The organism is Stenotrophomonas sp. 80084_Sma, from assembly GCF_056481995.1.
Window position 1 is genome coordinate 20,354 of the sequence record NZ_CM151177.1, and the last position, 20,988, is coordinate 41,341.

Genomic DNA, 20,988 nt, shown 5'->3' on the forward strand with positions numbered 1-20,988 from the left:
AGGGTTCGCCGCGAGCGCGGTGGGGATGGCAAAGGCAAGAGCAAAAGCAAAAAAACAAAGGCGCCTTTCGGCGCCTTTGTCTTCAAGCTACTGGAGCGTTGTTTCAGCCCTTGGCCACAGTGGCCACGGCTTTGGCGACGTATTCCAGGTTGTTCTGGTTCAGCGCGGCCACGCAGATGCGGCCGGTGCCAACGGCGTAGATGCCGAACTCGTCGCGCAGGCGCTCGACCTGCTCACGGCTCAGGCCGGAGTAGGAGAACATGCCGGCCTGTTCGTTGATGAAGCCGAACTGCGGCGCACCGGCGGCAGCCAGCTTCTCGACCAGGCCCTGGCGCAGTGCGTGGATGCGCTCGCGCATCTCGGTCAGCTCCTGCTCCCACATCGCGCGCAGTTCCGGGTTGGTCAGCACGCCTGCCACCAGCGCGGCACCATGGGTGGACGGGCTGGAGTAGATGGTGCGGATCACGCGCTTGACCTGCGACTGCACGGCCTTGGCGTCAGCAGCGGTCGGCGCCACCATCGACAGCGCACCCACGCGCTCGCCGTACAGCGAGAACGACTTGGAGTACGAGTTGGCGACGATGAAGCTGTCGATGCCGGCTTCGGCGATGATGCGCACGGCGGCGCCGTCCTGCTCGATGCCCTTGTCGAAGCCCTGGTAGGCCATGTCGATGAAGGGGAACAGTTGCTTGTCCTTCAGCAGCTGCGCGACCTGCTTCCACTGGGTGACCGTGAGGTCGGCGCCGGTGGGGTTGTGGCAGCAGGCGTGCAGCAGCACCACGGTGCCGGCTTCCAGCTTGCCGAGGTCGGCCAGCAGGCCATCGAAGTTGACGCCATGGGTGGTCGGGTCGAAGTAGGTGTAATCCACCACCTCGAAGCCGGCGGCGCTGAACACCGCTCGGTGGTTTTCCCAGCTCGGGTTGCTCAGTGCAACGGTGGCGTGCGGCAGCAGCTTCTTCAGCACATCGGCGCCGACACGCAGCGCACCGCTGCCACCAACGGTCTGCGCGGTGGTCACGCGGCCAGCGGCCAGCAGCGGCGAATCCTTGCCGAACACCAGCTCACGCGTCGCCTGCGTGTACGCCGGCAGGCCATCGATCGGCAGGTAGCCGCGCGGTTTGGCCTCGGCGGCGAGCTGCTGCTCGATCTGCTTGACGGCGCGCAGCAGCGGAATGCGGCCGCTCTCGTCGTAGTAGATGCCCACACCCAGGTTGACCTTGGTCGGGCGGCTGTCGGCGTTGTACGCCTCGGTCAGGCCCAGGATCGGGTCGCCTGGGACCAGTTCCACGTTTGCAAAGAAGGACACGGCGGTACTCGTTCGGTAGACGGAAAGGGGGAGGAATTGCGCCACGCGGTCTGCGGCTTTTCGGCCGGAAACAGCCCATCGTAACAAAGCCTGCCGGGGCTGGCCGCCGCCATCGTCATCCGCGGCCCCGTACCATGGCGTGCGTTGCCGCCCGATCCATCAACCTGAATCATGAATCCTGCCGCACGACGCCGTTGCCTGCCGCTGTCCGTCCTGCTGCTGTCGCCCTGGGCGGCCATGGCCGAGCCTGCGCCCACCGCCCTGCCTGCGGTGCAGGTACAGGCCGCGCGGGTGCCGGGTATCGACCCGTTCGCGCTGCCGGCCAGCCTGGACACCGTCTGGATCGACGCCAGCCGCGCGGGCACCGGCGCGCAGCTGTCCGAGGCGCTGGCCGGCGTACCGGGACTAGTGGCGCGCGACCGGCAGAACTTCGCCCAGGATACGCAGCTGTCGATCCGTGGCTTCGGTGCGCGCTCGACCTTCGGTGTGCGCGGGGTGCGGGTGCTGATCGACGGGGTGCCGGCGACCATGCCCGATGGCCAGGGCCAGCTGTCGCACGCCAGCTTGTTGGGCGCCGAACGCATCGAGGTGCTGCGCGGGCCGTTCTCGGCGCTGTACGGCAATTCCTCCGGCGGCGTGCTGCAGGTCTGGAGCGCACAGGGCCAGGCCGGCGACCCGTGGCGGCTGCGCGTGAACGCCGGCGCCGACAACACGCTCAGTGTCGGCGCGCAACTGAAGGGTGCCGGCCAAGCGCTGGACTACAACATCGCCGCCAACCACTTCCGTACCGATGGCTGGCGCGACCACAGCCGTGCGCGCCGCGAATCGCTCAATGCGCGCATCGGTGGTGATCTGGGCGGTGGGCGGTTGGAGCTGCTGCTCAATGCGCTGGATGCCCCCGATGCGCAGGACCCGCTGGGCCTGAGCCGCGCCCAGGTGGCGGCGGATCCGCGCCAGGCCACCGCCGTGGCGCACCAGTACAACACCCGCAAATCGGTGCGTCAGCAGCAGGCCGGTCTGCGCTGGACCCGGGAAACCGGCGCGCAGCGCTGGCAGCTGATGGGCTATGCCGGCCAGCGCACGGTGACGCAATACCTGCCGATTCCGCCGACCGCCCAGGCGAACCCGCTGCACGCTGGCGGAGTGATCGATCTGGAGGGCGGCTATGGCGGCCTGGACGCGCGCTGGGGCTGGCACGGTGACCTCGCCGGCCGACCGTTGGACCTGGTGGCCGGGCTCAGCGCAGACCGCCAGCGCCAGCACCGCACCGGCTACGAGAACTTCATCGGCAGCGCCCTCGGCGTGCGTGGGCGCCTGCGCCGCGACCAGATCGACACGGTGCAGAACGTGGACCAGTTCGCCCAGGCCTGGTGGCAATGGAGCCCGCGCTGGTCGTTGCTGGCTGGGCTGCGCCACAGCGCCGTGCGATTCGAATCGAATGACCGCTACATCACCGATCGCAACCCGGACGACAGCGGCCGCCGCCGCTACCAGGCGACTACGCCGGTGGCAGGCGTCAGCTTCGAGGCCAACCCGCAGTGGCGGCTGCACGCCGCCGTGGGCCGCGGCTTCGAGACGCCCACCTTCAACGAGCTGGGCTATCGCGCCGATGGCCTGGCGGGTTTGGCGCTGGATCTGGCCGCTGCGCGCAGCCGCAATCTGGAGGTAGGCAGCAAGTGGCGCGCACAGGATGGAACCCAGCTTGATATCAGCCTGTTCCTCGCAGATACCGACGATGAGCTGGCAGTTGCCAGCAATTCTGGCGGGCGCAGCACCTATCGCAACATCGGCCGCACCCGCCGCCAGGGTGTGGAACTGCAGTACCGACAGCCGCTGGCCGAGCAGCTGGAACTGCAGCTGGCATGGACATGGCTGCAGGCGCAGGTGCGCTCGCCGTACCTGACCTCGAACAGCGTGGTCGCCGCGGGCAGCCGCCTGCCCGGTGTGCCGCGCCAGCAGGCCTTCGCCAGGCTGCAGTGGACCCCCGCCGACTGGCAGTGGGCGCTGGAAGCCTCGGCCAGTAGCGATACCGTGGTCAACGACGTGGCGACCGAACGTGCGCCCGGCTTTGCCCTGCTGCACCTGGAAGGCGGGCGTCGCTGGAACCTGCCGGGTGGCGAGCTGCGGGCCTTCGCACGGTTGGAGAACGTGCTGGACCAGGCCTACATCGGCTCGGTGATCGTCAATGACGGCAATGGCCGCTTCTACGAGCCGGGACCGGGACGGCGGGCCAACGTCGGCCTGCAGTGGTCGTGGCGCTAAAGTGGTAGTGCCAGCCGCTGGCCGGCATCGCGCCGTCCAGGATTTCAGGAAGTTGCCGGCCAGCGACCGGCACTACCCGTAAATCGGTGGCCCTGGCGGCATCGCGCCGTGCAGGACGTCAGGAGGTTGCCGGCCAGCGGCCGGCACTACCGGTCAGTCGGGGGCCTTGGCCGGCACGAACGGCGAGGTCGGGTCGCTGGCCGGGAACGTCTCCTCCAGCGCCTCGTCCTGGTTGTCGCTGGCGCGCTGCTTGCGCTCACGCCGCTTGAGCGGGCTTTCCTGGCCGCCACGATGGCGGTCGCCGCCGTCCTTGCGGTCCAGCGCGGCCTGTTCAGACTCGTGCTTCACCGGCAGATGCTCTCCGGCATGCTCGGCATCGAAGAACGGTGCACCGGTGCCGCGGTAGTCGGCATTGTCGGCATCGCGCTTGCCGCGCTGCTCGCCGGGAATGGGCGGGTGGTTTTCGCGCAGCGGGTCTCGTGAGGTCTCTCGGCTCATGGTCTGGTACCTGCACTCGGGGGCTCCCACTACACCGCCCTGCAGGTAAAGCCGCCGCGAACCTGGCGTCATGAACATCTCGCTCACCCCCCGGTAACGGCACCGCGCGTATTCCTGCCCACCCGCCCCCGCTGCAGGAGCCGGCCATGCCCCGTCTTGAACGACCCGCACCGTCCGTGTTCAACGCCCTGCTCGATCCGCTCGGCCAGCGCACCGCGCAGCGCCGCACGCGCCGCCAGGAAGATCCGCAGGCGGTGGCGCAGGACTACCTGCAGTACATGCTCAGTGACTACGAAGAGCGCCGAGGCCAGAGCCACCGCAACTGGCGCGATCTGTGCCCGGTGTATGCCTTCGCGCTGACCACCCATGCCGCGGATTGGCCACGCGGTGACGCCGCCGATACCTGCGAGGAACTGGCCGAGCATTGGGAGCAGATGCGCGGGCAGTCGCGGTTGAGCTGGTCGCAGGCGAGGCCGGTGGTGGAGGACGCCTGGCGCGCACTGGACCATATTCCGGCGGCGGCGGTGAGGCCGTTGCTGCAGTAGTGCCGGCCGCTGGCCGGCAACCCCAGGAAACTTCAGTCCGCGAGCCTCAGCCGGCCAGCGGCCGGCACTACCGTAGAACCCACGTGCACGGCATGGACACGGCTGGTTTACGCCCTCCGGCCCACGCTGGGCACCCTGCCCTGCCAAAGGTGCGCCCATGGCCCGCCCGATCTGGACCGGCACGTTGTCGTTTGGCCTGCTCAACGTGCCGGTGTCACTGATGTCCGGCGAACGCAAGGTCGATCTGCAGTTCCGCATGCTCGACTCCCGTGATCGCAAGCCGATCCGTTTCGAACGGGTCAACGCCGACACCGGTGAGGAAGTGCCCTGGAAGGACATCGTCAAAGCCTATGAGTACGACAAGGGCAGTTATGTCGTGCTGGAGGAAGGTGATATCCGTTCGGCGGCGCCGGAAAGCCACGAAGCGGTGGAGGTGGAATCGTTCGTGGATGCGGCGCAGATCGACCCACGCTACTACGAGAAACCGTATCTGCTGGTGCCCGGCAAGAAGGCCGAAAAGGGCTATGTGCTGCTGCGCGAAACGCTGCGCAGTACCGGCAAGGTGGGCATCGCGCGGGTGGTGGTGCGCACGCGCGAATACCTGTGCGCGGTGATGCCGCATGAGGACGCGCTGGTGTTGATGATCCTGCGCTATCCGCAGGAGCTGGTGGATCCCGAGGACTACAAGCTGCCCACCGGAAAACTGTCCGACTATCGCATCACCAGCAAGGAAACGGCGATGGCCGAACAGCTGATCGAATCAATGGCCGGTGACTGGGATCCTTCGGATTATCACGATGAGTTCCGCGAGCGTCTGCAGCTGGTATTGAACAAGCGCATCAAATCCAAGGGCGGCACTACCCGGGTGGAAGACGAGCCCGCACCGCGTGAAGATGCCACCACCAATGTGGTGGATTTCATGGCGTTGCTTCAGAAGAGCCTGGACGCGAACAAGCGCACGCCGGCGAAGAAGACGGCAATGCGCAAGGCACCGGCGAAGAAGGCTGCGAAGAAGGCCGCCAAAAAGGCCGCCAAAAAGGCCGTAAAGAAGACCACGCGGCGCAAGGCAGGTTGAACCATGTCGCTGCACCAGTACCGGCGCAAGCGCAGACTGGGTGGTGGCGCCGGGCAGACGCCGGAGCCTGACGACACGCCCGCACGCGGGAATCCGAAGCGGCGGCCGACCTTCGTCATCCAGCTGCATCACGCAAGCTCGCGTCACTATGACTTCCGCCTGGAAATGGACGGCGTACTGAAGAGCTGGGCCGTGCCCAAGGGGCCTTCGCTGCGCGTCGGTGAGAAGCGGCTGGCCGTGGAGGTGGAAGATCACCCGTTGTCCTACGCCGGTTTCGAAGGAGACATTCCTGAAGGCCACTATGGCGCTGGCCACGTGGATGTCTTCGATCACGGCACCTGGGCCTGTGAAGGTGATCCACTGCAGGCGCTGGCGGCTGGAAAGATCGACTTCGTGCTGCACGGGCAACGCCTGGCCGGTGGCTGGAAGCTGGTGCGTACCGCGATGAAAGGCCGTCAGGTGCAGTGGCTGCTGATGAAGCGCGACGACGGCGAAGCGCGCGACGCGGAGGCGGATGACCTGCTGACGGCACCCACGCCGAAACGAGCATCTGCGGCGAAGAAGCGTTCCACAGCGAAGGCGGCGCGTGCTGCACCCGTCGCACGCACGACCACGCGCAAGGCCGATGCGCGTTGGCATGCACGCGCGCTGCAACTGCACGGCGCACGTGATACGCCCTATCCCCTTGGGTTCAAACCGCAGTTGACCGATCATCGCGACAGTGCCCCCGAGGGCGAGCGCTGGCTGCACGAGATCAAGTGGGACGGCTATCGTCTGCTGGCCGATCTGCACGATGGCGAGGTGAAACTCCGCTCGCGCAACGGCCTGGACTGGACGGCCGATTTCCCCGAGGTCGCGCAGGCCGTGCTGGCGCTGCCGGTGCGCGATGCGCGCCTGGATGGCGAGCTGGTGGTTCTGGACAAGGAAGGACGCAGCGATTTCGCAGCACTGCAGCGCGTGATCGATGGAAGCTCGAAGCAACCGTTGCGTTACATCGTGTTCGATCTTCCGGGTGTGGCCGGCGTGGACATCAGTCGTGCGCCGTTGCTGGAACGCAAGGCGCTGCTGAAGGATCTCATCGGGCCGGCGCCCGGCACACTGGCCTTCAGCGAACACGTGGTCGACCATGGGCCGCAGGTGTTCGATGCCAGCGGCGAGGCCGGCTTCGAAGGCATCGTCAGCAAGCAGGTGGATGCGCCGTACGTAAACACCCGCGCGCGCAGCTGGGTGAAGGTGAAGCACGAAGACACCGACGAGTTCGTGATCGTCGGCTATACGGCACCCAAGGGTTCCCGGGTGGGATTCGGCTCGCTGCTTCTGGCCACGCCGGACAAGGCCGGGCTGCGCTATGTGGGCCGCGTGGGCACCGGCTTCGACGACGAGCGCCTGCGCGCGCTGCTCAAGGCACTGCAGCCGTTGGCCGTGAAGACGCCGGTGCTGCAGCTGCCGACGCATGTGCCGTTCCGCACCGCCAGCGTACGCTGGGTGAAACCGGTGACGGTGGCGGAGGTGGCGTTCCGTGGCTGGGGCAAGGAACGCCTGCTGCGCCAGGCCAGTTTCAAGCGGTTGCGCAGCGACAAGCAAAAGGAGGACCTGGGAATGAGCACCGCAGATGCCGAAGCCGGAGGTGAGGTCCAGATCACCCATCCTGAGCGGGTGGTGTTTCCAAAGCAGAAACTGAGCAAGGGCGACGTGGCCGACTACTACCAGCGCATGGCGCGCTGGATCCTGCCCGAAATCGCCGGACGTCCGCTGTCATTGCTGCGCTGTCCGGATGGCGTCGGCAAGGCCTGCTTCTTCCAGAAGCATCATGGCCCCGGCCTGGGCGATGCGGTACATGCGGTGCCCCTCCTGCAGAAGAGCGGCCGCGAGGATTACGTCTACATCGACGATGCGCGGGGCCTGCTGCAACTGGTGCAGATGAACACGCTGGAGCTGCATCCCTGGGGTGCGACCGTGGCCGACCCGGAGCATCCGGATCGACTGGTGTTCGATCTCGACCCTGGTGACGGCGTCAGCTGGGCACAGGTGAAAGCCGGTGCACGCGATGTGCGTGACCGCCTCCAGCAGGTGGGTCTGGAGAGCTTCGTACGCCTGTCTGGCGGCAAGGGGGTGCACGTGGTGGTACCACTGCAGCCCAAGGCTGGCTGGGACGAAGCCAAGGCATTCTGCGAGGCGTTCGCACAGGCGATGGCGGAGCAGGCGCCGGACCGCTACGTGGCGACGATGAGCAAGGCGAAGCGCAATGGCGTCATCTTCATCGACTGGCTTCGCAACACCCGAGGCGCCACCAGCGTGTGCTCGTGGTCGCTGCGTGCACGCGATTCTGGCGGCGTGGCGGTGCCGCTGCGCTGGGAAGAACTGGCGCGGGTGAGCGCGGCCGACGCGTTTCCGATGGCCAAGGCGCTGGCGCGTGCCAAGCGGCTGAAGGGGGACCCATGGCAGGGCATCGCGCGATTGAAGCAGACGCTGCCGTCGTTGAAGCGGTAGTGCCGGCCGATGGCCGGCACCTGTAGGATGGGCGAGGTTGCCGGCCAGCGGCCGGCACTACCTGGATGCGCTCAGCGCGGATCGCGCGACGCGCGGCGGCCGAACCACCAGCCGGCCAGCAGCTGCAACGGCAGCGATGCCAGCAGCGAAATGACGAACCAGAGCGGGAAATCCGCGCCTGCGGTCCACATTGCGTAGGCGCAGCCGAGCGCGATCAGCGACCAGATCGAGAACCCATGCGAACGCGGCCAGCACGGCGCGTAGTAGGTGGCGAAGGAAATGCCGGCGATGCCGCCCAGTACGCTGAAGGCCAGGTCCCACCCCAGCTGCACGCTGTTGTTGTCCGGCGACATGCCCACCAGCGGGGGCAGCCAGCTGGCGACGCTGCTGACCAGCGCAAGCGACAGCACGCCGCCGATCAGGGCGACGAGGGACAGGAACAGGGTCTTGAGCAGGCCGGGCATGCGCGCATTGTACGGCTGCCACAGAGTGCCCGGGTTGCCGGCCAGCGGCCGGCACTACCGAACCGACTGGGGTTTGCCGGCCAACGGCCGGCACCACCGGGGGATAGGCATGGCCGCCGCGTCCGTGGGAGAGGGGGACGGAGCGACGGCGGCCATGCACAGGCGGTCAGGCGGCGAAGTCGAGCACCACGCGGCCTTCAATGGTGCCCGCATGCATGCGCGCGAACACGTCGTTGATGTTTTCCAGGCGGTCGGTGCTGACCGTGGCCGCGACCTTGCCTTCGGCGGCGAACTGCAGCGACTCCTGCAGGTCCAGGCGGGTGCCGACGATCGAGCCGCGCACGGTGATGCCGTTGAGCACCATGCCGAAGATGTCCAGCGGGAAGTTGCCCGGCGGCAGGCCGTTGAGCGAGACGGTACCGCCACGGCGGACCATGCCCAGCGCCTGCTCGAAGGCCTTCGGCGAAACCGCGGTCACCAGCGCACCGTGCGCGCCGCCGATTTCCTTCTTCAGGAAGGCGGCGGGGTCGGTGGTGCGCGCGTTGACGGTGATCTGCGCGCCGAGCTGCCGGGCCAATGCCAGTTTGTTGTCGTCCACATCCACCGCGGCCACGTTCAGGCCCATCGCGCGGGCGTACTGCACCGCCATGTGGCCCAGACCGCCGATGCCGGAGATGGCGACCCAGTCCCCGGGCTTGGTGTCGGTCACCTTCAGGCCCTTGTAGACGGTCACGCCGGCGCACAGCACCGGCGCGATCTCGACGAAGCCCACGTCCTTCGGAAGCAGGCCGACATAGTTGGCATCGGCCAGTGCGTACTCGGCGAAGCCGCCGTTGACGGAGTACCCGGTGTTGCGCTGTGTCTCGCACAGCGTTTCCCAGCCACCCAGGCAGTGTTCGCAATGGCCACACGCCGAGTACAACCAGGGGATGCCGACCCTGTCGCCTTCCTTGACGTGCCCTACCCCGCCTCCCACGGCCACGATGTGCCCCACGCCCTCGTGACCGGGGATGAATGGCGGGTTCGGTTTCACCGGCCAGTCGCCCTCGGCGGCGTGCAGGTCGGTGTGGCAGACGCCACAGGCCTCGATCTTGACCAGTACTTCGCCCGCCCCCGGGCGCGGTACCTGGACTTCCTCGATCACCAGTGGCTTGCCGAACTCACGCACCACGGCGGCCTTCATGGTCGAATTCATGTTCGGATCTCCGTAGTGCGCTTGCCCACAGAATGACGCCGGCTCGAGGCCGGCGCTTTGATCACGATCAAACCTTTGACGATTCGTGCAGCGGTTCAGCCGGCCAGTACCGAGGCCTCGCGGGCCAGACGCTCGATCGCATCCCAGTCGCGGGTCTGCAGCAGCGCCGGGGTGGTCAGCCACGAGCCGCCCACGCACAGCACGTTGGGCAGGTGCAGGAACTGCGGCGCGGTCTGCGCGCTGATGCCGCCGGTCGGGCAGAAGCGCATATCGGCGAACGGGCCGTGCCAAGCCGCCAGCAACGCAGCGCCACCGGCCTGCACCGCCGGGAAGAACTTGAAGGTGTCGTGGCCGTGCTCCAAGCCCAGGATCAGGTCGGAGGCAGTGGCGGCACCTGGCAGGTAAGGCAGGTCGGCATCACGCGCGGCGGCATACAGCGTCGGCGTGGCACCGGGGGACACCGCGAAACGCGCACCGGCCTCCTTGGCTGCCTGCATCTGCGCGGCGTTGAGCACGGTGCCGGCACCGATTACCGCATCGGGCACGGCCTCGACCATCGCCTTGATCGCATCCAGCGCCTGCGGCGTGCGCAGCGTCACTTCGATCACCGGCAGGCCGCCGCGGAACAGCGCCTGGGCCACTTCGACCGCTTCATTCACATCTTCGGGGTTGTACACCGGAATCACCGGTGCCAGCTTCAACAGCGCGCGCAGGCGCGGATCAGCGCTGGACATCGTCTTGCTCCTTGCCCGACCGGGCATCGCGGATCGCCGCCGGGTCCGGCAGCGCAGCGGCGCATGATGCCACGTGGCTCACGACGGTGCTGGTGGTGCCCCGCCCTGCCCCCGGCTCAGGCCGGGTCGGCCTGCAATGCCTGGATGCGACGCTGGTACCAGTCACCACCGAGCGGATCGAACACCGCAGAGCGCTCCATCTGCGCCTCGTACACGTGTACCGAGATCGCCAGCGCTTCGTTGCTGGCGTTGCGCAGGGTGTGGTACTCGTGCGGCGGAATCAGGCTGCCGGCACTGCCGCAGCCCCCGCGCAGCACGGCGTGGCGGCGGAAGCGGCAGCGCTCACCGTTGCGCTCCAGCAGTTCATAGCGGGTGATCTCCAGCTCGCCTGACCACACTCCCTCCACACACCACATGGCATCGTGGTCGTGCAGCGGCGTGCCCTGCCCTGGGCCCCAGCTCATGGCAATCACGCTGTAGCCGTGTTCGCGGCTGTGGTACAGCGGGCGTCGCGCGTAATGATCACTGACCGGACGGTGTACGCACTCGGGCAATTCGATGCGGCTGTCCGCGATGGCTTCCTGCAGCGCCAGCTGCAGGTCGGCGGTGATGCGCTCGGCATCACCGGAGGTCATCGCCGCGTCGACCGCAGCGATCAACCTGTCGCGGCCACGGAACACCGGAAACGGAGAAGTCTGCAGGTCCATGCCCCGACTGTAGCGGAGCCTGGTTAAGGGAATGTTGGCGTTCGCGCGCGTCGCGCCCGCATTCAAGGTGAACACGCGCGGAAGAACGGTTCAGATGGACATCAAGTAGAGCGATCACAATGGAACCTCGCGCAGCAGAAGCGGTCGAACACGACGCGATCCATCTTCGCTGCGACATTCCGCAACTTCGCGCCCCACGGGCGCAAGGCTAGAATTCTCCGACTTACCTGGTTCTATACATGTCAGTGCGAATTATTAGCGATGCCGCGTTGCCGGCATCGAAGGGCAAGGCTGCCACGATCAACGACATCGCACGACTGTCGGGAGTTTCCAAGAAAACGGTTTCAAGAATCATCAACAACTCGCCGCTGGTGCGCAAAGACACCCGCGACAAGGTCGAGGCGTTGATGCGCGAGGTCGGTTACGTGCCCGACCCCCTGGCGCGCGGCCTCGCGTTCCGCCGCTCCTTCCTGATCGGCCTGGTGTATGACGACCCGGGCGCCCAATGCATCGTCGACCTGCAGCACGGCGCGCTGGAAGCGCTGCGCGGCACCGGCTATGAACTGGTGGTGCACCCGTGCAACAGCCAGGATGCGGACTGTGCGTACGGCGTGCGGCGCTTCGTGCAGCAGCAGAAGCTGCACGGCGTGATCCTGGGCCCGCGTGCCTCCGAGTCGGCTGCGTTGACGGAGATGCTCGACGGCATTGAATGCCGCTACGTCCGCATCAACGCGCATGTGTCGGATGACGAGGCACAGGCCGTGGTCACCCATGATCGCGACGGTGCAGCCGCGGCAGCGGGCTACCTGCTCTCGCTCGGCCACCGCGACATCGCGGTGATTGCCGGTCCGGGCGACCGCCGTACTGCACGCGAGCGCACCCATGGCTTCCTCGACCGGCTGGCGCAGGTGGGCCTGACCCTGCCGGGTGAACGCGTGCTGGAAGCGGGCGATACGTTCGAGTCGGGCGTGCATGCCGCCGAACGGCTGCTGATGGGCGGACAACGCCCCAGTGCGATCTTTGCCGGCAACGACGAAATGGCTGCCGGCGTGTACCAGGTGGCGTTGCGTGCGGGCATCGCGGTGCCGCAGCAGTTGTCGATCGTCAGCTACGACGACAGCCCGCTGGCGTCGCGGCTGTGGCCGCCGCTGACCTCGGTGCGTCGCCATGTGTCCGACATCGGACGCATGGCGGCGGCGATGCTGGTGCAGGCCGACGTGCCGGATGCGCCGACCGCAACCAGCGTGCATCCGCAATTGATGGTGCGCGGTTCCTGCCGGGCCGTGGACGCCTGATTGCCCTGCCCTCGCCTGCACCGCCGTAACGGTGCAGGCAGGCAGCAACGAAAACGGCGCATCCAGGTGCGCCGTTTTCAGTACGAAGCGGTGTGTGCCGTTCGCCTACACGTCGCCGCCGTCGGCCCAGCCTTCGCCGGTGCCCTTCTGGAACACGCGGTCATCGCGCTGCACATCGCCCGCCGGCAGATGCGCCTGATCAGACAGCGCCGCGTAGATCGGGGTGAAGTCCGGCGAGGTCGCCTGCATCAGCTGTTCGAAACTGTCGATGACGAAGTAGGTCTTCTGGAAGGTGTCGATGCGGTACTTGGTACGCATGATCCGCTGCAGGTCGAAGCCGATGCGGTTGGGCGCGGCCGATTCCAGCGAGTACAGCGATTCGCCCTTCGACGACACGATGCCGGCGCCGTAGATGCGCAGGCCGTCGGGCGTATCGATCAGGCCGAACTCCACCGTGTACCAGTACAGGCGGGTCAGGTTCTGCAGCGCGTCCGGGCCGATCGCGTGGGCTTTGACCCCGCCACGGCCGTACGCCTCCATGTAGTCGGCGAACACCGGGTTCATCAGCAGCGGCACATGGCCGAACAGATCGTGGAACAGGTCCGGTTCGGCGATGTAATCGATCTGGTCCGGGCGACGGATCCACCAGGTCACCGGGAAACGACGGTTGGCCAGGTGGTCGAAGAAGTCCAGTTCCGGTAGCAGGCCTTCCACGCCGACCAGGGTCCAGCCGGTGGCGGCGCCGAGCACTTCGTTGAGCTGGTCGAAGCGCGGAATCATGTGCGCGCTCATGCCCATCTCGTCCTGTGCATCCAGGAATTCCTGGCAGGCGCGGCCGACCAGCAGCTCGCGCTGGCGCTGGTACAGCGTGCTCCAGGTGGCGTGGTCGTCGGCGCTGTAGGTGTCCCACGGCTGCTCGACGAGCGCGGTGGTATACACCGGCACGTAGCCCTTGTCGGTCTGCTGGTGTTCGACGCGGCGGGGCTGGGCGAGGTCCATGGGGCACTCCTTGACGGGATACCCACGATGCTAGGGCAGGGCGCGCGCAACAGGGTTGCAAAAGTTGCGCCGATTGGCCTTGTTGGCGCAATATCCTTGCGTACTCACCATGTTGCGGGGCAACAATGGCCGGAGAAGTCCAGTTCGATCGCACGGATATACGCCTGCTGGCTGAAATCCAGCGGGATGGGCGCGCCACCAACGCCGAGCTGGCGACGCGGGTGAACCTCTCGCCCTCGGCCTGCCTGCGTCGCCTGCAGCGGTTGGAAAGCGAGGGCGTGATCGTCGGCTATGGCGCGCGGCTGGAGCCACGGCAGCTGCGGCTGGGCCTGCAGGCCTTCGTGCGCGTGCAGCTGGAAAAGCACGACCAGGCCGCCATCGGCCACTTCGTGGACAGCGTGCAGGGCTGGGATGAAGTGGTGGCCTGCCATGCACTGACCGGCGACATGGACTACCTGCTGCACGTCTACGTGCGCGACCTGGAGCACTTCTCGCACTTCCTGCTGGACCGGCTGCTCAATGCCGGCGGCGTGGCCGATGCCAATTCCAGCTTCGTGCTGCGCACGGTGAAGGGCTTCCAGGCATTGCCGCTTTCGCAGCTGGAATGAACGCGCCGCTGCGATTTGACGGCGCCGGGCGGGTAGCCGAGCATCTCCGCCCTGCGCGCGTCGCAGCGTTCCTTTCCGGTTCCACGCATGCCCGAACTCCAGCACCCGCTGCCCACCACCACGTTCCTGCCGCTGCAGCGCAAGTCGCTGGCGCGCTACGTTGCCCATGGCACGCCACCGCAGACCGCAGTGGAGCAGGCCGGCCTGATGGCCGCGCAGCTGTGCCGGACGCGCCTGCATCCGGCGGCCGAGATCGAGCGCCTGCTGCATGATGCCTGCGCGTTGTTTGCTGGCAACGAAGGCGCGGCTGCACAGCTGGCCGGGCCCGGTGGCGGTGGCCAACCGGAGCTGGATGCCTGGCTGAGCGCATTGGCCGGCCACGGCGTGCTGCTGACACCGGCGGAGATCCTGCAGGACGTCATCGCGCAGTCGCCACGGGAGTATCCGGGCCTGGCCCTGCAGCAGGCCTGTCAGGAAACCCTGGTCGAACATGAGATCCGCTTTCCCGCCACCTTTTCCAGTGACGATGACGAGGCCACGCAGGATGAGGTTGTCGCCGAGGATGCACGGTCGGTCGAACACCATGGCCTGTACACCTCCGAGCAGGCCCGCGTGCTGCGCGCCATCGCCGCCAACCCCGATGAGCTGATCGACCTCGATGGCTATGCCGGCACCGGCAAGGGCCACCTGGTGCTGGCGCTGATGGAGGCGCGGCCGGGCCGCTACACCTACGTGGCGCCCTCGCGTGGGCAGGTGGAAGCCTTCCGCGCCCGCGTGCCGGCCAGCACTGCGGTGCGCCTGCTGACCCAGATCGAGTTCGCCAACCGCGTGGCGCAGCACGCCGCGCGCAGCGGCCAGACCGGTGGCTTCGTTGCCAGCTACCGGCGCAGCACCCGTACTCCGCGCGAGATTGCCGGCCGCATCGGCCTGCAGGGCATCGGTGGGCGCAGCCCGGAGCAGGTGCTGCTGACCGCGTTCGAGGCCATCAACCGTTGGTGCGCGTCGTCGGCCCCGGGCTTGGCGTTCCAGCATTTCGACCGTTCGGTGCCCGCTGCGATGCTCGATGTGTCGCCGTACATGGCGGCCGCCGAGCACGTCTGGCGCTGCATGTTCGACGCCGAGCTGCAGCGGGGCACGCTGCTGAGCCTCAGCCCGGCGCACATCGGCAAGTGGCTGGCGCTGCGCGGCGTCACCCCGCCGCAGGACATGGGCATGCTGCTGGTGGACGAGGCGCACGACCTGAGCCCGTCGTGGAAGCAGGTGCTGGCCACGCATGCGCCGGGCGTGGTCAGCCTGGGTGACCCGCACCAGTGCCTGACCGGTACGGTGCCGCGCTGGGCCGCGTCGAAGGTGCTGGAAATGCACCAGTCGGTGCGCCAGGGCAACCAGGTCGAGGGCCTGGTCAACCAGACCCTGGCACTGGATGGACTGGGCCAGGACAGTGGGCCGTTCGTCGGTGCCACCGACCGCGCCACCGGTGTGCTGCATTACCGCGACTGGGCGCAGGTGCCGAGCGAGGGCCTGCGCATCCATGGCAGCGTCGCCGATCTGGCCCTGGACGCGGCACAGCTGCACGCACTCGGGCTGCGGCCCTACCTGCATCCGGCATCGCTGCGCGCGCTGCGCAGCGTGCTGCAGCGGCCACTGGATGCGTGGCGCCGGCGCCGCGACAGCGCATCGGACCAGGAATGGGAGCGCTTCCTGGCCACCCAGGCCGACGAAGGGCAGGGCGCGCTGGTCGAACTGTTTGCGTCTGCCGATCGGGTGCAGTCACTGCTGCTGGCGCTTGATGACCAGGACACGCCCGCTGAAGGGCGGGTGGCGCTGTGCCTGGCCGAACACGCGAAGAACCTGCAGTTCGACGTGGTCTCGCTGTCGCCCGGTTGCTTCAGTGCGGGGCAGGGCGGGCGCATCTGGCACAACCCGGTGCGCGCGGTCTATCTGGCGCTGACCCGTGCGCGACGCCAGCTGCACGTACCGGGCGATGGCATGGAACAGCTGCAGCACACGGCGACACTGCAGGAGCAGGCCCGCCAGATGCGCAGGCGCGAGCGGCAGCAGGCCAGCGGTTACCGGCCCGCGCGCTAGCACGCGCGTCGCTGTCTGGCAGCGACACGCTGGCTCAGGTCAGCACTTGTCCTTGCGGCCCATCAGCTTGCCCAGGCGCGAGGCTTCCTCGCACTTCGGCGCGGCCACCGGTGCCGGTGCGGCCGCCGCGGCACGTGCGCGCTGCAGCTGCTGGATTTTCGCGCGGATCTGCGGCATCGCGGCCATCGCGGCCTTCTCGCCTTCCAGGATCGCGGTGCCACGCTGGCTGAAGTCGGCGGCGCCGATGTCCAGCACCTTCGGGCGGATGACGATGTCGGCGCGTGCCAGTTCCTGTTCGCCCAGGCGCTGGCCCATGATCGAGATCGACTGGTTGACGATGCCCAGCATGTCGGTCGGCGCCTTGCCGCTGGCCTTGCTGGAGATGTCCACGGCGATCACGAAGTCGGCGCCAAGCTGGCGCGCGGCATCCACCGGTACCGGGCTGACCACGCCGCCATCGATGTAGTTGCGGCCACCGATCTTCACCGGTTCGAACACGCCGGGGATGCTGCTCGACGCGCGCACCGCCTGGCCGACGTTGCCGCGCACGAAGATCGCACGCTCGCCGGTTTCGAGCTGGGTGGCGACGGCGGCGAACGGCTTCTTCAGTCGCTCGGCAGGACGGTTGGCGACCTGCTCGTTGACGTAGTCCTGCAGCTTCTGGCCCTGCACCAGGCCGCCGGAGAACAGGCGCACGTCGCGGATGCTGGCTTCGTCCAGTGCCACCGCCTTGCTCTGCATCTGGAACGCGTCCATGCCGCTGGCGTACAGCGCACCGACCACGCTGCCGGCGCTGGTGCCGGACACCACGGCCGGTTCGAAGCCGTTGGCCTCCAGCATCTTGATCACGCCGATGTGCGCGAAGCCCTTGGCTGCGCCGCCACCGAGGGCGATGCCGATCTTCACCGGCTTGGCCTGCGGCACCACGGTCGGCGCCGGCGGCGGTGTGGGGCGGACCGGGTCGCCACCGCAGCCGGCCAGCAGGCCGATCAGGGCGACGGACAGCAGCATGCGGGGGCGGAACAGGCTCATCGGCAGTGCGCTCGCGGCGCCGGATTCAGGAAAGGGCGCCAGCATACCGAAGCCGTGGCGGGGCGGGCAGGGTGGGAAACATCGCCCATTCATAAAGGTAGTGCCGGCCGCTGGCCGGCAATCATTGGGAACCTGGCAGCGGTTCATGGGGCTGCCGGCCAGCGGCCGGCACTACCGGGATGCGCGCCAAGGTCCATGAGGCTGCCGGCCAGCGGCCGGCACGACCGGGGGCGGTCAGAACCGGTTGTCGCCGTCCAGCATCCGGCCCAGGCCGCCCAGCACCGAGCCTTCGCCGCGGTTCTGGCCACCGCCCTGCGGCGCGGCCATCCACATGCGGCCGGCCAGACGCGAGAACGGCAGCGACTGCAGCCAGACCTTGCCCGGACCGGTCAGCGTGGCCAGGAACACGCCTTCGCCGCCGAACAGCATGCTCTTGATGCCGGCCACCCGGCGCACGTCCATGTCTACGGTCGGGTGGTAGGCCACCACGCAGCCGGTATCCACATCCAGCCGCTCGCCCGCGGCCAGCTCGCGCTCCACCACGCAACCGCCGGCATGGATGAACACCCAGCCGTCGCCTTCCAGCTTCTGCATGATGAAACCTTCGCCGCCGAACAGGCCGGTCATGATCTTGCGCTGGAACTGCACGCCGATCTGCACGCCGCGCGCGCCGGCCAGGAAGCTGTCCTTCTGGCAGATCAGGCGGCCGCCATGCTGGTCCAGCTTCATTGCCAGCACGGTGCCGGGGTAGGGCGCGGCGAAGGCGACCTTGCCCTTGCCGTGGCCGCTCTGGGTGTAGACGGTGGCGAACAGGCTCTCGCCGGTCAGCACGCGCTTGCCGGCGGCCATCACCTTGCCCATGAAGCCGCCGCCCTGGTCGCCGTTGGCGGCGCCGAACACCGTGTCCATCTGCACGGTGGCATCCTTGAACATCAATGCGCCGGCCTCGGCAATGGCGCTCTCGCCGGGGTCGAGCTCGATCTCCACGAACTGCATTTCATGGCCGACGATGCGGAACTCGATGTCGTCGGCGCGGCCGCTGGCCGCGGCGGGGACCGGCGGCGGGGTGTTCGGCATGCCCGGGGCCGCGGACTGCAGTTCGGGCACCTCGGCAATCGAGGTCCACCCGCTCATGCCCTGGCACCAGGCCAGGGCGCGCGGGTTGGCCTGCGCATAACGGCGCGCGGCCTCGTCATCAAGCGGGCCGATACGCTCGGCCTGGGCGGAGGCATGGAAGTACCACTGGGTCATCGCGGCGGCTCTGCAGGGCTGGAAAACCCCGAGTCTAGCGAGGGCGCGGGGGCCGGGGCGACGCGGCCATGAACGGCAGGCATTTGCGGGGCAGGTGCTGTATTGCAACAATTATCTGGTAGCGCCGTTTTACCACCCCTCCAAACACAGCCTACCGCCATGTCTCCGACCCGCACTTCCCGTGGCCGCCTTCCGGTCGCGCGCCCCCTCGTTGCCGCTCTTTCCGCCCTGTTGCCGCTGGTAGCAGCCGCCCAGGAAACTCCCGCTGCCAAGGATCCGGTTGCCCTTGATGCCCTGCAGGTGACCGCGCAGCGCCGCGTCGAGAACGCCAAGGACGTGCCGGTCGCGATCAGCGCGATCCAGGGCGAGAAGCTCGATGTGCTGGGTTCGGCGGGCGACGACATCCGCTTCTTGGCCGCGCGCGTGCCCAGCCTCAACATCGAGTCGTCCTACGGCCGTGCCTTCCCGCGCTTCTACATCCGTGGCCTGGGCAACACCGACTTCGACCTCAATGCGTCGCAGCCGGTGTCGCTGGTGTACGACGACGTGGTGCAGGAAAGCCCGCTGCTGAAGGGCTTCCCGCTGTTCGACCTGGCCAATGTGGAAGTGCTGCGCGGCCCGCAGGGCACGCTGTTCGGCCGCAACACCCCGGCCGGCGTGGTCAAGTTCGACTCGGCGCGCCCGTCGCAGGATGCCGACGGCTACGTGCGCGTGGGCTATGGCAGCTACAACAGCTGGAACGTGCAGGGCGCCTATGGCGGCCCGCTGACCGACCGCTGGTCGGCACGTGTCTCGGCGATCTACCAGCGCCGTGACGACTGGGTCGACAACACCCGCGCCGGTGCGCCCAACAGCGGTTTCGAAGGTTATGACGAAGCCGCCGGCCGCGTGCAGTTCCTGTACGAAGGCGACGACTTCGAAGCGCTGTTCAACCTGCACAAGCGCAAGCTCAACGGTACCGCGCGCCTGTTCCGCGCCAACATCATCCAGAAGGGTGGCAACGGCCTGGTCGAGAACTTCGATCGCGACAAGGTGGCCAACGATGGCGTCAACTTCTCCGACCTGGAAACCTGGGGCGGCAGCGCGCGCCTGCAGTGGAACCTCGGTTCGGTGACCCTGCACTCGATCACCGGTTATGAAACCGCCGAATCGCTCAATCGTGGTGACATCGACGGTGGCTACGGCGACGCATCGCTGGGCGCTGGCAACTATGGGCCGGGCTTCATCCCGTTCTCGTCGGAGTCGGCCGACGGCCTGCCGCACCATCGCCAGTGGACGCAGGAATTCCGCGTTGAATCCAACGAATGGGGCCGCTTCGACTGGCAGGCCGGCGTCTTCTATTTCGACGAAGACGTGACCATCAACAACTTCAACTACAACTCGTTGAAGCCGGGCAATCCGCAGACCGGCCACGTGGTGCAGAACCAGCGCAACAAGGCCTGGGCGGTGTTCGCCTCGGGTGACTTCGATGTCACCGACCGCTTCAAGCTGCGCGCCGGCGTGCGCTACACCCAGGACAAGAAGGACTTCAACGCCAGCGTGCTGCAGGCCGTCCTTCCGTTCGGCACCCCGGTCAGTGGCCCGTACCTGGCCAACACCGACGTCAACGACGTCAGCTGGGATGTCAGCGGCGTGTACAAGCTGACCGACAACGTGAATGCCTACGCCCGCGTGGCCAAGGGCTTCCGTGCGCCGTCGATCCAGGGCCGCCTGGCCTTCGCGCCGGGCCTGTCGCAGGCCGATTCGGAGAAGGTGATCTCGTACGAAGCCGGCATCAAGGCCGACCTGTTCGAGCGCCGCGCGCGCCTGGGCCTGAGCGTGTTCCGCTACAACGTTGACGGCCAGCAGTTGATCGCGGTGGGCGGCACCAACAACACCGCCACCCTGCTCAACGCTGACAAGACCATTGGCCAGGGCGTGGAGCTGGACCTGGAAGCCTATCTGGCTGACAACGTGCTGCTGACCTTCGGCAGCAGCTACAACGACACCGAGATCAAGGACAAGGATCTGGCGGTAGCGATCTGCGGCGGTGGCTGCACCATCAACGACCCGACCACCGTCATCAACGGTGGCACCTATGCGCTGGTGAACGGCAACCCGCTGCCGCAGGCGCCGAAGTGGATCCACAACGCGACCCTGCGTGTCGGTTTCCCGCTCAGCGATGGCAGCGAGCTGTATGCCTACACCGACTGGGCCTACCGCAGCGCGGTGAACTTCTTCATCTACGAGTCGCCGGAATTCCGCGGCCGTAGTTCGCTGGAAGGCGGCCTGCGCCTGGGCTACAACTGGGATTACGGCCAGTACGACGTGGCCGTGTTCGGCCGCAACCTGACCAACCAGACCCGCGTGGTCGGCGCGATCGACTTCAACAACCTGACCGGCTTCCTCAACGAGCCGCGTACCTGGGGCGTGGAGTTCACCGCGAAGTTCTGATGCGGT

The 20,988-nt window shown here is 67.5% G+C and carries 17 protein-coding genes; 8 read left to right on the forward strand and 9 right to left on the reverse strand.

What is annotated here, in order from left to right:
* Positions 1–103 precede the first annotated feature (103 nt).
* The gene (locus tag ACZK3W_RS00095) at positions 104–1,306 is read right to left on the reverse strand and encodes an amino acid aminotransferase (protein WP_478450276.1); all 1,203 of its coding nucleotides are present in this window, start codon (positions 1,304–1,306) and stop codon (positions 104–106) included.
* 171 nt (positions 1,307–1,477) lie between these two features.
* Here ACZK3W_RS00095 and ACZK3W_RS00100 point away from each other — a divergent pair, with 171 nt between their 5' ends.
* Positions 1,478–3,568 (forward strand): TonB-dependent receptor family protein, encoded by a 2,091-nt coding sequence (locus ACZK3W_RS00100; protein WP_478450277.1) that lies wholly within the window; start codon positions 1,478–1,480, stop codon positions 3,566–3,568.
* 153 nt (positions 3,569–3,721) lie between these two features.
* Here ACZK3W_RS00100 and ACZK3W_RS00105 read toward each other — a convergent pair whose 3' ends face one another.
* Positions 3,722–4,066 carry a hypothetical protein gene (locus ACZK3W_RS00105; RefSeq protein ID WP_032129273.1) on the reverse strand — a complete coding sequence of 115 codons (345 nt, stop codon included), beginning with the start codon at positions 4,064–4,066 and terminating at the stop codon, positions 3,722–3,724.
* A 146-nt stretch (positions 4,067–4,212) separates the two neighbouring features.
* Here ACZK3W_RS00105 and ACZK3W_RS00110 point away from each other — a divergent pair, with 146 nt between their 5' ends.
* The 3 genes from ACZK3W_RS00110 (at position 4,213) to ligD (ending at position 8,176) form a co-directional block, all read left to right on the forward strand.
* The gene (locus ACZK3W_RS00110) at positions 4,213–4,611 is read left to right on the forward strand and encodes a hypothetical protein (RefSeq protein ID WP_010487387.1); all 399 of its coding nucleotides are present in this window, start codon (positions 4,213–4,215) and stop codon (positions 4,609–4,611) included.
* 157 nt (positions 4,612–4,768) lie between these two features.
* The gene (gene ku, locus ACZK3W_RS00115; RefSeq protein WP_180837982.1) at positions 4,769–5,686 is read left to right on the forward strand and encodes a non-homologous end joining protein Ku; all 918 of its coding nucleotides are present in this window, start codon (positions 4,769–4,771) and stop codon (positions 5,684–5,686) included.
* Positions 5,687–5,689: 3 nt separating this feature from the next.
* A complete protein-coding gene (ligD, locus tag ACZK3W_RS00120; RefSeq protein WP_478450278.1) occupies positions 5,690–8,176 on the forward strand; it encodes a DNA ligase D in 2,487 nt (828 codons plus the stop codon).
* A gap of 71 nt (positions 8,177–8,247) precedes the next feature.
* On the opposite strand, the gene ACZK3W_RS00125 is transcribed toward ligD, so the two are convergent.
* From ACZK3W_RS00125 to ACZK3W_RS00140, 4 genes are all read right to left on the reverse strand, one after another.
* On the reverse strand, positions 8,248–8,640 hold the full coding sequence (locus ACZK3W_RS00125) for a hypothetical protein (RefSeq protein WP_478450279.1): 393 nt from the start codon (positions 8,638–8,640) through the stop codon (positions 8,248–8,250).
* A gap of 166 nt (positions 8,641–8,806) precedes the next feature.
* Entirely contained in the window at positions 8,807–9,835 is a 1,029-nt protein-coding gene (adhP, locus tag ACZK3W_RS00130) for an alcohol dehydrogenase AdhP (RefSeq protein ID WP_182266977.1), read from the reverse strand.
* A 95-nt stretch (positions 9,836–9,930) separates the two neighbouring features.
* Complete coding sequence (gene eda, locus ACZK3W_RS00135) at positions 9,931–10,569, reverse strand: bifunctional 4-hydroxy-2-oxoglutarate aldolase/2-dehydro-3-deoxy-phosphogluconate aldolase (protein ID WP_478450280.1); 639 nt, start codon at positions 10,567–10,569, stop codon at positions 9,931–9,933.
* Positions 10,570–10,685: 116 nt separating this feature from the next.
* Complete coding sequence (locus tag ACZK3W_RS00140; protein ID WP_049399007.1) at positions 10,686–11,276, reverse strand: cysteine dioxygenase family protein; 591 nt, start codon at positions 11,274–11,276, stop codon at positions 10,686–10,688.
* A gap of 239 nt (positions 11,277–11,515) precedes the next feature.
* Here ACZK3W_RS00140 and ACZK3W_RS00145 point away from each other — a divergent pair, with 239 nt between their 5' ends.
* Positions 11,516–12,571, forward strand: coding sequence for a LacI family DNA-binding transcriptional regulator (locus tag ACZK3W_RS00145; protein WP_285302187.1), 1,056 nt, complete (start codon positions 11,516–11,518; stop codon positions 12,569–12,571).
* Between the two features lie 105 nt (positions 12,572–12,676).
* Here the strand turns inward: ACZK3W_RS00145 and phhA are convergent, their stop codons facing one another.
* A complete protein-coding gene (gene phhA / locus ACZK3W_RS00150) occupies positions 12,677–13,570 on the reverse strand; it encodes a phenylalanine 4-monooxygenase (protein WP_071228653.1) in 894 nt (297 codons plus the stop codon).
* Positions 13,571–13,695: 125 nt separating this feature from the next.
* On the opposite strand from phhA, the gene ACZK3W_RS00155 reads away from it, so the two are divergent.
* Both ACZK3W_RS00155 and ACZK3W_RS00160 read left to right on the forward strand, forming a co-directional pair.
* Positions 13,696–14,178 (forward strand): Lrp/AsnC family transcriptional regulator, encoded by a 483-nt coding sequence (locus tag ACZK3W_RS00155; RefSeq protein ID WP_004153377.1) that lies wholly within the window; start codon positions 13,696–13,698, stop codon positions 14,176–14,178.
* 87 nt (positions 14,179–14,265) lie between these two features.
* Positions 14,266–16,266, forward strand: a complete 2,001-nt coding sequence (locus ACZK3W_RS00160) for a hypothetical protein (RefSeq protein ID WP_478450281.1) — start codon at positions 14,266–14,268, stop codon at positions 16,264–16,266.
* A 39-nt stretch (positions 16,267–16,305) separates the two neighbouring features.
* Here the strand turns inward: ACZK3W_RS00160 and ACZK3W_RS00165 are convergent, their stop codons facing one another.
* Both ACZK3W_RS00165 and ACZK3W_RS00170 read right to left on the reverse strand, forming a co-directional pair.
* On the reverse strand, positions 16,306–17,298 hold the full coding sequence (locus ACZK3W_RS00165; protein ID WP_019337382.1) for a patatin-like phospholipase family protein: 993 nt from the start codon (positions 17,296–17,298) through the stop codon (positions 16,306–16,308).
* A 234-nt stretch (positions 17,299–17,532) separates the two neighbouring features.
* Entirely contained in the window at positions 17,533–18,549 is a 1,017-nt protein-coding gene (locus ACZK3W_RS00170; RefSeq protein ID WP_032129262.1) for a TIGR00266 family protein, read from the reverse strand.
* A 159-nt stretch (positions 18,550–18,708) separates the two neighbouring features.
* On the opposite strand from ACZK3W_RS00170, the gene ACZK3W_RS00175 reads away from it, so the two are divergent.
* Positions 18,709–20,982, forward strand: coding sequence for a TonB-dependent receptor (locus ACZK3W_RS00175; protein ID WP_071228650.1), 2,274 nt, complete (start codon positions 18,709–18,711; stop codon positions 20,980–20,982).
* Positions 20,983–20,988: the final 6 nt, after the last annotated feature.